This is a genomic window from Clostridium sp. BSD2780061688st1 H5 (assembly GCF_005845155.1).
Lineage (GTDB): Bacteria > Bacillota > Clostridia > Lachnospirales > Lachnospiraceae > Claveliimonas > Claveliimonas intestinigallinarum.
In genome coordinates this window covers 154,420-168,380 of the sequence record NZ_SPGT01000002.1, presented here as the reverse complement: position 1 = coordinate 168,380, position 13,961 = coordinate 154,420, and the positions used below count along the sequence as shown (strand labels likewise).

The 13,961-nt window shown below is 54.2% G+C and carries 18 protein-coding genes and 1 tRNA gene; 3 read left to right on the top strand and 16 right to left on the bottom strand.

Annotation, left to right across the window (positions count from 1 at the left end; translation table 11 throughout):
- Positions 1 to 3 precede the first annotated feature (3 nt).
- The 13 genes from FGQ86_RS02240 to FGQ86_RS16650 all read right to left on the bottom strand — a co-directional run bounded on the left by FGQ86_RS02240 (position 4) and on the right by FGQ86_RS16650 (position 8,984).
- Complete coding sequence (locus FGQ86_RS02240) at positions 4 to 543, bottom strand: isochorismatase family protein (RefSeq protein ID WP_138302848.1); 540 nt, start codon at positions 541 to 543, stop codon at positions 4 to 6.
- Positions 544 to 590: 47 nt separating this feature from the next.
- The gene (gene xth, locus FGQ86_RS02235) at positions 591 to 1,343 is read right to left on the bottom strand and encodes an exodeoxyribonuclease III (protein ID WP_033125660.1); all 753 of its coding nucleotides are present in this window, start codon (positions 1,341 to 1,343) and stop codon (positions 591 to 593) included.
- A 21-nt stretch (positions 1,344 to 1,364) separates the two neighbouring features.
- Positions 1,365 to 2,099 (bottom strand): tRNA pseudouridine(38-40) synthase TruA, encoded by a 735-nt coding sequence (truA, locus tag FGQ86_RS02230; RefSeq protein ID WP_033125659.1) that lies wholly within the window; start codon positions 2,097 to 2,099, stop codon positions 1,365 to 1,367.
- 127 nt (positions 2,100 to 2,226) lie between these two features.
- A complete protein-coding gene (locus FGQ86_RS02225) occupies positions 2,227 to 3,465 on the bottom strand; it encodes a threonine/serine exporter family protein (RefSeq protein ID WP_033125658.1) in 1,239 nt (412 codons plus the stop codon).
- Positions 3,466 to 3,469: 4 nt separating this feature from the next.
- The gene (gene nrdR, locus FGQ86_RS02220; RefSeq protein WP_033125657.1) at positions 3,470 to 3,931 is read right to left on the bottom strand and encodes a transcriptional regulator NrdR; all 462 of its coding nucleotides are present in this window, start codon (positions 3,929 to 3,931) and stop codon (positions 3,470 to 3,472) included.
- 68 nt (positions 3,932 to 3,999) lie between these two features.
- Entirely contained in the window at positions 4,000 to 4,254 is a 255-nt protein-coding gene (locus FGQ86_RS02215) for a YlmC/YmxH family sporulation protein (RefSeq protein ID WP_033125656.1), read from the bottom strand.
- 105 nt (positions 4,255 to 4,359) lie between these two features.
- Positions 4,360 to 5,577 carry an ABC transporter permease gene (locus FGQ86_RS02210; protein ID WP_138302847.1) on the bottom strand — a complete coding sequence of 406 codons (1,218 nt, stop codon included), beginning with the start codon at positions 5,575 to 5,577 and terminating at the stop codon, positions 4,360 to 4,362.
- Complete coding sequence (locus FGQ86_RS02205) at positions 5,578 to 6,351, bottom strand: ABC transporter ATP-binding protein (RefSeq protein WP_138302846.1); 774 nt, start codon at positions 6,349 to 6,351, stop codon at positions 5,578 to 5,580.
- Positions 6,352 to 6,548: 197 nt separating this feature from the next.
- Positions 6,549 to 6,998 (bottom strand): hypothetical protein, encoded by a 450-nt coding sequence (locus FGQ86_RS02200; RefSeq protein ID WP_033125653.1) that lies wholly within the window; start codon positions 6,996 to 6,998, stop codon positions 6,549 to 6,551.
- A gap of 1 nt (position 6,999) precedes the next feature.
- Positions 7,000 to 7,212: a helix-turn-helix transcriptional regulator gene (locus FGQ86_RS02195; RefSeq protein ID WP_033125652.1), complete on the bottom strand. Its 213-nt coding sequence runs from the start codon at positions 7,210 to 7,212 to the stop codon at positions 7,000 to 7,002.
- 223 nt (positions 7,213 to 7,435) lie between these two features.
- Positions 7,436 to 8,365 carry a carbamate kinase gene (arcC, locus tag FGQ86_RS02190; RefSeq protein ID WP_033125651.1) on the bottom strand — a complete coding sequence of 310 codons (930 nt, stop codon included), beginning with the start codon at positions 8,363 to 8,365 and terminating at the stop codon, positions 7,436 to 7,438.
- 109 nt (positions 8,366 to 8,474) lie between these two features.
- A complete protein-coding gene (locus FGQ86_RS16655; protein WP_347562467.1) occupies positions 8,475 to 8,657 on the bottom strand; it encodes a hypothetical protein in 183 nt (60 codons plus the stop codon).
- Between the two features lie 102 nt (positions 8,658 to 8,759).
- Positions 8,760 to 8,984, bottom strand: coding sequence for an HD domain-containing protein (locus FGQ86_RS16650; RefSeq protein ID WP_347562466.1), 225 nt, complete (start codon positions 8,982 to 8,984; stop codon positions 8,760 to 8,762).
- Between the two features lie 138 nt (positions 8,985 to 9,122).
- Here FGQ86_RS16650 and FGQ86_RS02180 point away from each other — a divergent pair.
- Positions 9,123 to 9,195, top strand: a tRNA-Ala gene (locus FGQ86_RS02180).
- A 210-nt stretch (positions 9,196 to 9,405) separates the two neighbouring features.
- A complete protein-coding gene (locus tag FGQ86_RS02175) occupies positions 9,406 to 9,693 on the top strand; it encodes a phage holin family protein (RefSeq protein ID WP_033125650.1) in 288 nt (95 codons plus the stop codon).
- Here FGQ86_RS02175 and FGQ86_RS02170 read toward each other — a convergent pair.
- On the bottom strand, positions 9,674 to 10,564 hold the full coding sequence (locus FGQ86_RS02170; protein ID WP_033125649.1) for a LysR family transcriptional regulator: 891 nt from the start codon (positions 10,562 to 10,564) through the stop codon (positions 9,674 to 9,676). The genes FGQ86_RS02175 and FGQ86_RS02170 overlap by 20 nt on opposite strands.
- A 168-nt stretch (positions 10,565 to 10,732) precedes the next feature.
- Here FGQ86_RS02170 and FGQ86_RS02165 point away from each other — a divergent pair, with 168 nt between their 5' ends.
- Positions 10,733 to 11,419 (top strand): YoaK family protein, encoded by a 687-nt coding sequence (locus FGQ86_RS02165; RefSeq protein WP_033125648.1) that lies wholly within the window; start codon positions 10,733 to 10,735, stop codon positions 11,417 to 11,419.
- Positions 11,420 to 11,563: 144 nt separating this feature from the next.
- Here the strand turns inward: FGQ86_RS02165 and FGQ86_RS02160 are convergent, their stop codons facing one another.
- Together FGQ86_RS02160 and FGQ86_RS02155 are read right to left on the bottom strand one after the other, a co-directional pair.
- The gene (locus FGQ86_RS02160; RefSeq protein ID WP_138302845.1) at positions 11,564 to 12,865 is read right to left on the bottom strand and encodes an SLC13 family permease; all 1,302 of its coding nucleotides are present in this window, start codon (positions 12,863 to 12,865) and stop codon (positions 11,564 to 11,566) included.
- Positions 12,866 to 12,884: 19 nt separating this feature from the next.
- The gene (locus FGQ86_RS02155; protein ID WP_242842827.1) at positions 12,885 to 13,820 is read right to left on the bottom strand and encodes an alpha/beta hydrolase; all 936 of its coding nucleotides are present in this window, start codon (positions 13,818 to 13,820) and stop codon (positions 12,885 to 12,887) included.
- Between the last annotated feature and the right edge of the window lie 141 nt (positions 13,821 to 13,961).

Sequence of the window (13,961 nt, the reverse complement as noted above, 5' to 3'; positions counted from 1 at the left end):
TTCCTATTTCACAAGCCGCTGGATCTTCTTGCTCTCCTCTGTACCGGCCTTCTCAAGCAGCTCAAAGAGCAGCGCCTCGTATGTGGTGAGGATAGCCCCCTCCTGCCTGGCCCGGATCAGAGCCGTCTCATAGTCTGTCCTCTTCCTGCTGGAAACGCAGTCTGTCACCAGCACGGGCACAAAGTCTGCGGCACGCAGATCTATCAGGGTCTGCAGCACGCAGATATGGGACTCCACGCCGCAGAGGATAATGTACTTTTTCCCCTGTATCCAGGGATGGCTGCTGACCACATCCTGCCAGGCGCTGAAGCGGATCTTCTCCACAAATTCTTCCGTCCCCGCAGCCTGGGTCAGCTCCCTCACTGTACTGCCCAGCCCCTTTGTGTACTGCTGGGTGAACACCATGGGGATGCCCAGCGCGCGAAGACCCGCCAGCAGGATGGAGGAGTTCTCTATGAGCGTCTCCTTCCTGTCCATGGCAGGAATCAGCTTCTCCTGGTAATCAATGACAACTGCCGCCGCGTGTTCTCTCTCAATCCTCATATTCGCCCGCCTCTTTCCCTTACTTTTCTTTTTCTCTCTTTTCCCTGCTATTTCAGATCCAGCTCCACGGGACAGTGGTCGGATCCCATCACATCGGTCAGTATTTTGGCGTCCTCCAGCCTGTCCTCCAGACATCTGGACACACAGAAATAGTCGATACGCCACCCTGCGTTCTTCTCCCTGGCCTTGAACCGGTAGGACCACCAGGAATAAATCCCCTCCCTGTCGGGGTAGAAGTACCGGAAGGTGTCGATAAACCCAGCCTCCAGAAGCTCCGTAAATTTCTGTCTCTCCTCGTCTGTAAATCCCGCGTTCTTTCTGTTCGTCTTGGGATTTTTCAGGTCGATCTCCCTGTGGGCCACATTCAGGTCCCCGCAGAAGATCACCGGCTTTTTCTCCTCCAGCCTCTTAAGGTAGGCCAGGAAATCGCTCTCCCACTGCATCCGGTAGGAAAGCCTGGCCAGCTCGTTCTGGGAGTTGGGCGTGTACACAGTGACAAAGTAAAATTCCGGGTACTCCAGGGTGATGACCCGCCCCTCCTGGTCGTGCTCCTCCATACCGATGCCGCAGGACACGCTAAGAGGCTCCTCCTTTGTAAACACAGCCGTGCCGGAGTAGCCCTTTTTCACCGCATAGTTCCAGTACTGATGGTAGCCCGGCGTCTCCAGGTCGATCTGCCCCTCCTGCAGCTTTGTCTCCTGGATGCAGAAAATATCCGCATCCACCTCTTTGAAAAAGTCTGTAAAGCCCTTCTGCACACAGGCCCGCAGGCCGTTCACATTCCAGGAAATGAATTTCATATACTCTGTTCTCCTTGTCGTCTAATAATACACTTTCCGCAGGAACAGCCCTCTGGCCGGCGCCAGAAATCCCGCCAGGCTGCGGTCCTCCGCTGCGATGACCACCGGCAGCTTGCTGGCGTCCCGCCTGCCTGTCCCGATCTCGATCAGAGTCCCTGTCAGGATGCGGACCATGTGGTAGAGGAAGCCGGACCCGTAGTAGGTGATCCTGACCTTCTCCCCGGAACGCACGATCTTGATATTGTAGATCCTGCGGACTGTATCGTTTGTCTCTTTGTTGTCCGTGAAGCTGGCAAAATTCTTGACGCCGATGAGGTATTTCACCGCATCCCGCATGGCCTCTATATCCAGCTTCTCCGGATAGTGGTAGCAGTAGCGCCGGGAAAACACATCCGGCTTCTCCCTGCAGTCTATATAGTACTCGTATTTCTTTCCCTTGGCGCTTTTTCTCGCATGAAAATTATTCTTTACCAGCTCCACCTTGAGAATGCGGATATCCTCCGGGAGGTAGCGGTTTAGCGCAGCCTTCAGCTCCTCCGGGTCGTAGAGGCCGGACAGCTTCACGCTGGCCACCTGCCCTCTGGCGTGGACGCCGCTGTCCGTCCGTCCGGAGCCGTCCACCTGCACCCGGTAGCCCACAATTCTTCCAAGGCTCCACTCTATAATATACTGGATCGTATTGTCCGTCGTGGCCTGCCGCTGCCACCCCTGGTAGCGGCTTCCGTCATAGGCAATGGTCAATTTATAGTTTCTCATATACACACACCCGATCTATCTGTAAAACTTGAAAATAAATTTGCATATCAAAAAAGAAGAAGCTGTATATGCTTCCTCTTTTATCATAGCACTTTCCAGTAGGATGCGCAATTTATTTCTCACCGGGTCAGATGATATTTTCTCCCCGGAAGCCCTCTCGCTTCACCGCGTAAAGGACACACCTGGACACCACGTCCACGATCAGGAAACCCAGGGCAATGCCAAGGCAGGTCTCAAGCAGCACGCTTGTCTCCTGGCTTGCCAGGACACTGTCGCCGCTCACCCAGCCGTACATCATATAGTAGAGATTCGGTCCGGGAATGAGCGGAAAGGCTGACGCAGTCAGGAAAATAGTCGCCGGCGCCTTGTTGACCCTGGCCATGATGAAGGCAAACGCCGCTACAAAGACAGCTCCTGCCATAGTGGCCACAAAGTTGCTGGGCCAGACCGCATACACCAGGCAGTAGATAGCCCAGGTGAAAAAAGCACCGATGCCGGAAAAGAGCACCTGCTTCCCCTGGATCTTGAACCACATGGCAAATCCCACGCAGGCTACGGTACAGGAGATGAGCTGGATGGGCACGCTGTGGTTCAGCGTGAAGCCGTCGTAGGCGCCCTCCCCAAGAAGCTGCATGGCGATGGCGATGCCAAAGGCAATGCCCGCCGCTCCCAGGACAGAATTCATGATATTGATAAGACCGGAGAGAAAATCCCTCTGCAGGATCTCCCGGATCCCGTTCGTGGTGCTCAGGGCACTGATGAGCAGCATGACAATGCCGATCATGATCCGGTCCGGGTGGGTGCCGATCCCCAGGAAATCCATGCCGATGATCACCGTCTCCGACAGAAAGGCCAGGATTAAGTTGTATATCAGGAGATTGTCCTCCCGCTTTCCAAGCCAGTTTCCCACAAACACGATCATGAGGGACACAAGCACTGCCACTACCGCGTCCGTCAGCCCGCATCCAAAGAAGACGGCGAATCCGGTGCCGCCCATGACTCCCGCCAGGTAGGTGATCCAAAGCGGCTGCTCCTTCCGGTTCATGACCTCCACATACCTCCTGTGCAGCTCATCCGCGTCCGGCGTGTGGGCGCACACGTATCTGGCCAGATTGTTCATGTAGTCCAGCCGGTCATAGTTGATGCCCGTGGACTCGATGTGCCGGATCTGGGTGAGGATCTCCCCCTCCGGCGTCTCCACTGTAATCTGGATGTTGCTGGGGATGACAAACACATCGTACCTCTTGAAGCCGTAGCTTTTGCACATCCGGTACATGGTGTCATCCAGTCTGAAATTTTCCGCTCCGCTGCAGAGCATGGCCTCTCCAATGTCCAGTATGCCTTCCAAAATCCGCTGATAATCCATTGTTTTACGCATTTCCTCTGTCCAGTATTTTCTTAATCTCGTCCATAAATGTGTTTACATCCTTAAATTCCCTGTACACCGAAGCGAAACGGACGTATGCCACCTCATCCAGCTTCTTCAGCTCATCCATGACGATCTCGCCGATAGCGCTGCTGGGGATCTCCTTCTCCTCCAGGCTGAATATCTTTGTCTCCACCCTGTCGATGCACTTCTGTATCTCAGCTGCGGACACTGGCCTCTTGTAGCAGGCCCGCAGGATGCCCGTCTCGATCTTTCCGCGGTTGTACTGCTCCCTGTTGTTGTCCTTCTTTATAATGATCAGCGGGATGGTCTCTACTTTTTCATAGGTGGTAAACCGCTTTCCGCATACATCGCAGGAGCGCCTTCTGCGGATGGAATTACCGTCGTCTGCCGGTCTGGAGTCGATGACTCTCGTATCCGGATGGTTGCAATATGGGCATTTCATCTTGGTCTTCCGTCCTTTCTCAAATATTAAGACAAGTATATATCCCGCCGGCCGGACTTGTCAATTTATTACTTCGACCTGTGCCTTTTTTCTTCGTGGATCTCCACAAGGATGATATCCGGGCCGATTTTCCTGATACAGTCAAAGGGGATGACGTACTCCCCGGTATCCCCAAACCAGCCGCACAGAAATCCTCCTCTTGGCACGATCACCGACTCAATGCAGCCTGTACATTCGTCAAAGACCAGGTCCGCCACATACCCCAGCTTCCGGCAGTCGCAGGCATTGATCACTTCCTTCTGCTGAAAATCACAGAGCCTCATGCTGTCACCTCCCCTTTCATCATATGCTGATGGAAAAGGGACGGTGAGGGCACAAGGCTCTTTGATCCTGTCCTGATTTTCTGTTCTTTTATTCCGCTTTCCTGCCTACAGCGCCATGACCTTCTCGTTGTTGAAGGCTCTGGCAATGAGCACGGTCAGGATACCGCCCAGCGCAAGGGTCTCCACCAGAGTGATCAGGTACTGGGACATAGTCAGTTCATGGCTCAGTATCAACTGGAGGGCAACGGCGCTGTTGTAGAATGGAATATAAAAATCCCAGCGTCCTCCGTCTCCCATGCGGAACATGGTCAGAAGTCCCACAACCAGAACCACCATGTACACCGGCATGATATAGCTGCTGGCCTCCTTCGTCGTCTTCGCGAAGACGGAGATCAGCGCCACAACGGCGGAGTACAGGAAGGCGATGGCGATGAGGAGAAGTCCCATCATGATGATCTGGTCCGCTCCCAGGTTCAGGTTGAGGGCCTCGTCCATACCAGTCATGGAGTCCATCATAAAGGGCGTGCACACCACCATACCTGCCACGTAGATGAGGGAGGAAATTCCCGATACCGCCATCAGGGCGAACACCTTTCCAAGGACAATGGAGGACCGCTTTACAGGCGCCACCAGAAGGCTGGCCATGGTTCCCCTCTCCTTCTCCCCGGCGATCATGTCAGTGCCGATTCCCATGGCTCCGGCAAAGAGAAGGATCGTGATGAAATAGGGAAGCATCATGCCCAGGGCCCGGCCGCTGGCCTTCTCGTCGTCCTGGATCACCATATCGTCATTGTCCGAATTGACGGTAAATACAGTGATGGCGTCCGGGTTTCCCACCCGCCCCGCCAGCAGGGTCTGGCGATAGGACTCCAGCACACCCACGGAAATCTCCTGATATGCCTGAGCAGAGTAATCCTCAGAGGGATTATAGTAGGTCTTGACCTGTGGGACCGGGTCTCCCTCCTGGAAGCCGGCGATCAGCTGATCAAAATTTTCCGGGAACTCTATGAGAAGATCCGCCTTCCCGTTCAGGATCTGATCCTCCGCCTCCGCCCGGTCGCTGTCAGAGTCCACTGTCCTGACACTGTACTCCATCCCCGCGGAGGAGAGAAAGGCCTCAAAGCTCTCCGGCTCGTTCTGCATCCAGACAATGGACTTGTGATCCTCTATATCTGACTGCATCTGTCCCGCCAGGCTGTTGATGATGGTGAGCAGGGCTACCATGATGATGACCGGGAGAAGAAAGACGGAGAAAACCATCTTTTTGTCCTTCAATATCCTGGCCATCTCTTTTCCAAATATCTGTTTAATACCGTTTAACATCTACCTCTCCCCCTTTCTGGCCGCGTAGAGCTGGAAGAACGCATCCTCCAGGTCGTTCGTGCATGTCTGCGTGAGCAGCTCATCCAGGGTGCCCTCTGCCACCTTCTGCCCGTCGATAATGATGCCGATGCGGTCGCAGAGCTTCTGCGCCTCGGACATGATGTGGGTGGAAACGATGACCAGCTTGCCCTCGTCCCGAAGCTTTTTCAGATAGTCCGTCACATTTCTCGCAGTGATGATATCCAGACCGTTGGTGGGCTCGTCAAAGATGACGATATCCGGGTCGTGCACAAGGCTGACCGCGATAGCCGCCTTCTGCTTCATACCTGTAGACAGCTCCTTGATCTTCTTGTGGGCGAACTCGCTGATGCCAAAATAGTCAAACAGCTCCTCCCTGCGCTTCCTGAGCTTCTCCTCAGGCACCTTGTGGAGACGGCCGAAGAAGCGGAACATGTAATCCGCGTCAAACTGGTCGTCCAGCTTGATATCGCTTGTGAGAAATCCGATGCAGTTGCGGACCGCCTCCGGCTCTCTTTGCACCTCGTGGCCGTCCACGTAGATCTCGCCGCCGGTAGGCTTTATAATGGTGGAAACGCACCGCAAAGTGGTGGTCTTCCCTGCCCCGTTTGGCCCAAGAAGTCCGTAGATCTCCCCCTTTTTCGCTGTCAGGCTCAGGTGGTCCACAGCCGTCTTCTTCGGATTTTTCGTGTGGGCCTCAGCCATCTGTTTTTTGTTCAGTCTGTACACCTTGGTCAGGTCTCTGATCTCAATCATAGCCTCTGTTTCCTTTCCCCCCTCATGGGATGATCTTCCTTGGATGATCTTTTTTGTTTTTTCATTTCTATGTTCTCAGGCGCCTGCACCGCCTGTACTATTAATTTAGTACAATAATATACCCCCCCCCGAAAATTTGTCAATACTTTTTCCTTAAATTTTACACAATTTCCAGGCCCGTATGACACAGGGCTGCATCACATCGTCCTGTGGAACCAGATTTTCGCACCCAGGCCCACCAGGCTCACAAAGAGCACAGCTCCGATCAGCACCGCGAACACAGTCATGCTGAAAAATCCCGCCGCAATGGCCGCTGTCAGAAGTCCGAACAGGCTGATGCAGTAGGCTGCCCGGCCCGACTCCCTCTGGATGGCCTGCAGCCGCTCGTCGTGCTCCTTGATGTAGAGCGCCCGCAGCCGCTTCTCATCCCGCAGCGCCCGGACATTCACCACGATCCCGTAGACCGCGATGGTCGCCCAGGCCAGGAACAGGCCGCTCTGAAATCCTCTCATAAAGCTGGCCTCATGCTCATCCGCCCCCAGCCGCATGGCGCTGACGCAGCAGATCACAATGATCATGCAGGAAAAAATGATACCGACGATCATCCAGATGATCTGTCTCTTCAGCTTTGCTCTGTACTCCTTCATCTCACATCTCCTCCTCGTCCACTTCTGAAAAATCAAATACATCCTCAATGGTCACCCCGAAATATCTGGCGATCTTGTGGGCCAGCACAAGGGAAGCCGTGTACTTCTCCTTCTCCAGCGAAATGATCGTCTGCCGGGTGACCCCCACCGCCAGGGCAAGCTCCTCTTGGGAGAGCTTGTATTTCCTGCGCAGCTCCTGAATCCGGGTCTTCATAGGCTCGACATCCCCTTCACAATCGTATAGTTTACTTTACATTTTCAGTATAGTTGGCTTTACATGAAATGTCAAGTGTGTTTTACAATTGTTCATTTCAGACGTAATACTTTTAAAAAGTGTTACGTCTCCTGTTACATTTTTAACACACTTCTTGCATAGAAAAATCCCGGCCGCGGTTCTTGCGCGGCCGGGATCAATAGATCGATATACTGCTTTTTTCTTACCGGATGATTGTGCCGGTCTTTCCCTTGAGTCCGTCCTTCAGCTTGTCAAAGGAAGTGATGAGGGCGCTTCTCCCCTCTCTCTTCTCAATGAACTCCACTGAGGCCTTGAACTTGGGAAGCATGTTGTACACGCCGAAGTGCCCCTCCTCCATGTACTGCTTGGCCTCAGCAAGGGAGATCTCTCCCAGCTCGGACTCCTGAGGGGTGTTCATGTTGATGCGCACCTTCTCCACGCTTGTCAGGATGATCAGCTCGTCCGCGTCGATCTCCTCTGCCATCTTTCCGGCTGTCAGATCCTTCTCAATGACCGCGCTGGCGCCCTTCAGGCGGTGATCCTGCTCCATGACAGGGATGCCGCCGCCTCCGCAGGCAATGACTACCTGATCCGCGCCTATCAACGCCTTGATGGCGTCGATCTCCACAATGCTCACCGGGTTGGGGGCAGAGACTACGCGGCGGAAGCCCTTTCCCGGCTCCTCGATCACATAGTTCCCCTTCTTGCGCTCCTCGTTCGCCTCCTCGGCTGTCATGTAGCGGCCCAGCACCTTGGTGGGCGTGTAGAAGGCCTCGTCGTAGGGATCTACTGTCACCTGCGTCAGTATGGTGCTGACGGTACGGTAAATGCCCCTGTTCAGGAGCGCCTCCCGGATCGCGTTCTGAAGGTCATATCCGATATACCCCTGGCTCATGGCTGAGCACACAGACATGGGAGCCGGCGTGTAATCCTGGTGCACCTTTCCAAACTCATTCATAGCTGTGTGGATCATCCCCACCTGGGGTGCGTTGCTGTGGGTGATGGCTACCTGGTATCCCTCCTCGATCAGATCCGCGATGGATACCGCCGTCCTCCTCACGGCCTCCTTCTGCTCCGGCAGCGTGATCCCCAGCGCTCTGTGTCCTAATGCAACTACTACTCTTTTTTTCATCGCTCTTTCTCCTTTACGCCTCTATGACTTTTCAGACCTCTGTTTTGTCTGTCTTTTGTAGTAAATATAAGGAAATTATATTATTTTTTCACAGAAAATGCAATGGATTTTACACGTCAAACATAGTCTTTAGAAGTCTCTTCCCCGTCTCCGTCTCAAAAACGGCGGAAAGACCGTGTGTGAGGGCCTCCCGGGACATTTTCTCCTCGTAGCCGTTGACCAGGAAATCCGCCTCCAGAAGGATCCGGTAATCCGCGCCGTCCACCCCTGTGTAGGTGTGGTGATGTCCCACCAGATAGCAGATCCGCTCCCGGTCCGCCTCCCCGTAGCCCAGTTCGTCCAGCAGCCTCCCGGCCTCAGCCGGCCCCTCCTGCTCCTGCAGCTTTCCGTTGGACTACCCGTACTTTTCCTTTGCCGGGCGGATGCCTATGTCGTGCACAAGAGCCGTGGATTTCAAAAGAAACAAGGTGTGTTCATCCAGTCTCTCCGCCTCACCGATCATCTCCGCAAATGCGTACACCTTCAGGAAATGCTGGATCTGCTCCGGGCATCCCCTGTAAAATTCCACCATCTTCTCCTTCAGCGCCTGTATTTTATCCAAATCCATATTCCTCTTCATATGCCTGTCCATCTCCTTTTCTTCCCGCAGCGCCGGCCCTCATCTGCCGGCCTGCCATCTTCCGCTTAAATATTGACAGAAGTATTCTATCATAAATTCATCTTGATTTCTTCCCCTGAAGTGGTATAATTTCCTTATGGGGCATTAGCGCAGTTGGGAGCGCGCCACATTCGCATTGTGGAGGCCACGGGTTCGAATCCCGTATGCTCCAGGACAAAAAACGGAGCTCCGGTATCAGACCGGCAGTTCCGTTTTTTATATTTTCTTTATTTTCCCACTTTATATCTACGATCATCCATGACTATCTGGCAGCCGGTTTTGGGCCGCCTTGTTCTGCCCCTCGCACATTCCGGCAGTCCTCCGCATAGATTAAAGCAGCGGCGCCATGCAGCCGCCTCAAAAAAACAGCGGAGGTAATCTCATGGAACAGATCGTTCAATATATCAAGCCGGAGCTTCTCATAGTATCTGTCATCCTGTATTTCATCGGCATCTGGCTCAAACAGGCGCAGACCGTCAAAGACAAGTATATCCCCCTCATTCTGGGCGGGCTTGGCATCGCTCTGTGCGCCGTTTGGGTCCTGGCCACAAGCCCTCTGCGCACCGGACCGGAGATCGCCATGGCCGCATTTACTGCCATTGTCCAGGGCGTGCTGGTAGCGGGGCTTTCCACCTACGTCAATCAGATCATCAAGCAGGCGGGAAAGTAGAGCAGACAAAATCCCAGAAGGCCCCGGCGGCCTGGGGAAGCATCTGGTATCGGCGCTTCACCATATAGAGCCGGGACTCCTTCCTGGGCTCCACAATGGTCTTGTACACGATCCCATCGCCCCCTGTAAAATACCGGGCGGAGCCGGGGCAGATGGCAATGCCCATGCCCCGCTCCACCATGGGCAGCATGGAGGCGGAGGAATTGTAGTAGCAGAGGATCTCCCTGTCCTGGGCAATCTCGTTGAACCAGTGGTTGATCTCCTCCTGGAGGGAGGCCCGGACAGGGACCATCAGCGTCTCTCCGCCGAGCCGCTCCAGGCGCACCTCGTCCCCTGCCTCCCCGGCCAGAGGATGGTTCCGGCTCATGGCCGCCACCCAGGGCTCGCTCCGCAGAAAAATCTGCTCGCACTGCTCCATATAGACCGGCGCCCTCACGATCCCCACATCCGCAAGGCCCCGCTCCAGCTTGTCCCGGACCTCGTCGCTGTTTCCGCACCAGATCTGGAAATGCACCTGGGGATATTCCCTGTGGAACGCCTCCACCATCTCCGACAGAAGCCCAATGCCGAAGGACTCCGCCGCCGCCACGGAGACAAGTCCGTGGACGGTGCCGCCAAATTTCCCGAGCTGCTCCTTCGTCTTCTCCATGAGCTCTATGATCTCCTCTGCCTGCTGCTTGAGGAACCTCCCCTCCTCTGTCAGCTGTATCTCTTTTTTTCCACGCAGAAACAAAGTGACACCCAGCTCCTCCTCCAGAAGCCGGATCTGCCTGCTCAGAGGCGGCTGGGCGATGCACAGCTTTTTTGCCGCCTGGGTAATATTTCCCTCCTGCACCACCGCAAGGTAATACTTCAAAGACTTTATATCCATCTGCCTCTCCTTTCTCCCTGCCAAACGGGCCGCACCTTTCCCATACTTTTTTTATATGTTTATTCATATATTATATGTATTTTTATATATGTATGCAATATGCTATAATACACAGGACAGCGGTTTACACCGCATTTTAGAAAATCTTTATTCAAATGGTGAACACAGATGGAAAACAAGAAAAAATATGAAACTCCCCTTCATTATATGATGGCCTTTGTAGGCGGTTTTTTCGGGGTCTATGCGATCCTGAGCTTCTGCGACCTCTTCGGAAATGCCCAGACTGCCAATATGATCTACTTTGTGACCGACCTTCTCGGCCATGATTTCGCGGACGCCTGTCTGCGGCTGGGCGGCGTGCTCCTCTTTATGGCTGCCATCGCCCTGACAGTATGGCTTCCCAGACACAGCTCCATCAACCTTCAGGTGGCCAGCATTTTCCTGGACGGGGCCGCAGCAGTCCTTATCGGACTTTTTCCCATGGACATCCACCCGGTTCTGGCTCTCTACCCCTTCTTCTTCGCCACCGCCTTCCAGTGGAACAGCTTTAAGGGGGCAAAGGGCTTTGCCAGCTCCACTTTATTTTCCACCAACAACCTGAAACAGTTCACAATGGCTGTCACGGAAGTCTTCTTAAATAAAGATAAAACCCACACGGTAAAGGCAAAGTTCTTCGGATGTACTCTGCTCTCTTTCCATGTGGGTGTGGCCTGCTCCTTTGCCGCCAGGTCGCTCATCGGGCCAAGGAGCATCTGGTGCGCCCTGCTGCCCCTGGGCATCGCTCTGTACACCGTATGCCTGGCAAATGAGTGGCTTCCTCTGGCTGTGACAGAGGGCGCAAAGGAACAGGGATAGGCAGGCAAGACGCCTTCCTTTCTCTTTCTGTCATGCCATGTCTCCATTCTACATCAGACTGGCATTTTCCCAGTGCAAAAGGCTCCCGCCACATCCGGCAGGAGCCTTTCCATTTCTTAATATAATTCTGCGATATGTTCAGTACTACAGCTGCAGCACCCCGAAGATCACCGCTGTCAGCACGACCACCGCGTTGGTCACGGTCTGGATGGGCACTGCCTTCTTGCAGAAGTGCTGTACCTCCGTCTCCGTCAGCGCGCAGCCAGTGTATGTGGATGAGTTGGTCGGCGTGGAGCTGGTAGCCAGTGACAGGTTGCAGACAAAGGGTGCGATGACTGCCACGGCCGGGATCCCAAAGCCTGCCCCGATGGAAATGAAGATCGGGTACAGTGCGTTAAAGATCTGGAAGGGGATCACGTATATGATCACCACGCACAGGAGCAGCAGGATGATGTGGATGTAGCGGAGCAGGAACTCAGGGCAGAACTGCATGAGCGCGTCTGAGATAGCTCCCACCATTCCGGTGTTGTTGAACACAGCCTGATACACGTTGATGGCGATCAGCATGATGAGGATATTCAGGTACATGGGGCCCACCTTGGCGAATATCTCGCCAAAGTTCTTCGGGTAGTTGAGCATGGCGGTCACAACCGTGGCCACGATGAACACGAAGTAGGGCGCAATGCCGAACACGCCAAGGGCCACTAGGGCGATCACAAAGATGATCAGGTTGACCCAGAAGAGCTTCGGGCGAAGGTTCGGGTTCTCCTCCTTCTTCTCCTCAGCGGTCTCCACCTCAGCCACTGCCTGGAAGGTTCCCACACGTTTCTTGTGCTGCAGGCCAAAGTAGATCCACTGGAGGATGATGGCCGGGATGAAGCACAGGCCCCAGGGCATGGAGGCTGCCGCCAGCTCATTGGCGTCCAGCCCTGCGGAGGAGGCTGTGTAGGCCATGCCGATGCCCCACGGGATGAAGCACAGGGCGGACATAGCTGTCTGGGCGATGATGAAGGCCGCCTCCCTGTCAAAATCAAATCTCTTGTACAGAGGCACAAGGATGGGGAAGGTGATCAGGTAGGCAGGTGTGAAGTTACCTGTCAGGATGCTGAAGCCGCCGATCAGGGTGGTCAGGATCATGATCACGATGACGTTCATCTTGTGTCCCAGCTTTGTCGTCACTGCCGTTACGATAGTGTCAAACACGCCCGCCTCTGTCAGCATCTGGAAATACAGAAATGCGAACAGAAGCATGAAGCCTGCCGACTGCATCATGGATGAAAGCTGCTCCACAACAAAGGTGCTGGTCTCCTCCACGCTGTGTCCCAGGATGAGGGCACAGACAATGGGCACGATGAGAAGCACAAAGTTAAAGGGAACCTTTTTCGTTATAACTGTGGCCACCACGATCAAGATCAGAATAATGGCCATTAACAATATTGTATTCATTTTCTACCGCCCCTCCTGTTTATCTGCCGGTATGTTTCCGGATAAATCCTTCCACAATATCCATATTTTTCTCTGTCCAGAAAGCAATATCCCCGTGGCCCGCGTTTTCCACAAGGTACAGGGTCACGTCCTTGCCCTCCTCCAGAAATTTCTTGTACAGCCGCACGCTCTGATTGTAGGAGACCATATCGTCCGCGATCCCGTGCATCATCAGGATCGGCGGGATCTCTTTGTCTGCCCTGACATAGTTTGTCAGGATGACCGGGCCTGAGAGCTCCGGGTGCTCGTACACATTGTTGCCGCCGATGAGCATGCCCTCCGGGCTGTCCGCCTCGCCCTGGTTGGGAGTGGTGGGGAAATCGCCCTTCTGGCAGATATCGGTCACGCCGTAGAGATCCACGATGGCCTTCACGCCGCAGGACACCTCCGGGTAGATCCCCCCGTCCAGGCAGTCGTCATCTGCGGTGAGTCCTGCTGCCAGAGCCGTGTGTCCGCCGCTTGAGTCACCCATGATCACAATGTTCTCCGGATCAATGTGGTACTCCTCTGCGTGCATCCTGAGGAAGCGCACGCCCGTCTTGGCGTCCTCCACCGGCGCCGGGTAGGAAGCCAGAGAGCTCTCTCTGTACTGGAGGATGGCCGTCACATAGCCCCGCTGGGCCAGCCTTGCCATCACACCCAGGCGCTTGTAGTTGTCCTGCTTCATCCAGGCAGATCCCTGTACATACAGGACTGCCGGGTAGGTGTAGCCTTTGTCCGGCTTCATCTCCGGCACGATCATCTGCAGAGTGCGCTGTATGCCGTCCTTTTCCATGTAGCACACATCATGCTTGTAGATACCGTATACCTCTGTGCCGTCCGCCTCCAGATAATGCACGTCCTCCATAGTGGGGAGCGCCGCCTTGAAGGCTTCAAAATCCATGCTTTTTACTTCTTCGCGCGTCATTTTCTCCATTCCTTTCTCTTCATATTTTTCTTTTCTTATGTCTCTCTTTTGTGTCGCACCTTCTTGATATTGTTAATTTTATAACTATCTCCAGCTTTCATGTCAATCCGTTTTCCATTCTCATAATCTATAGAATTTCGCTTAAACCGA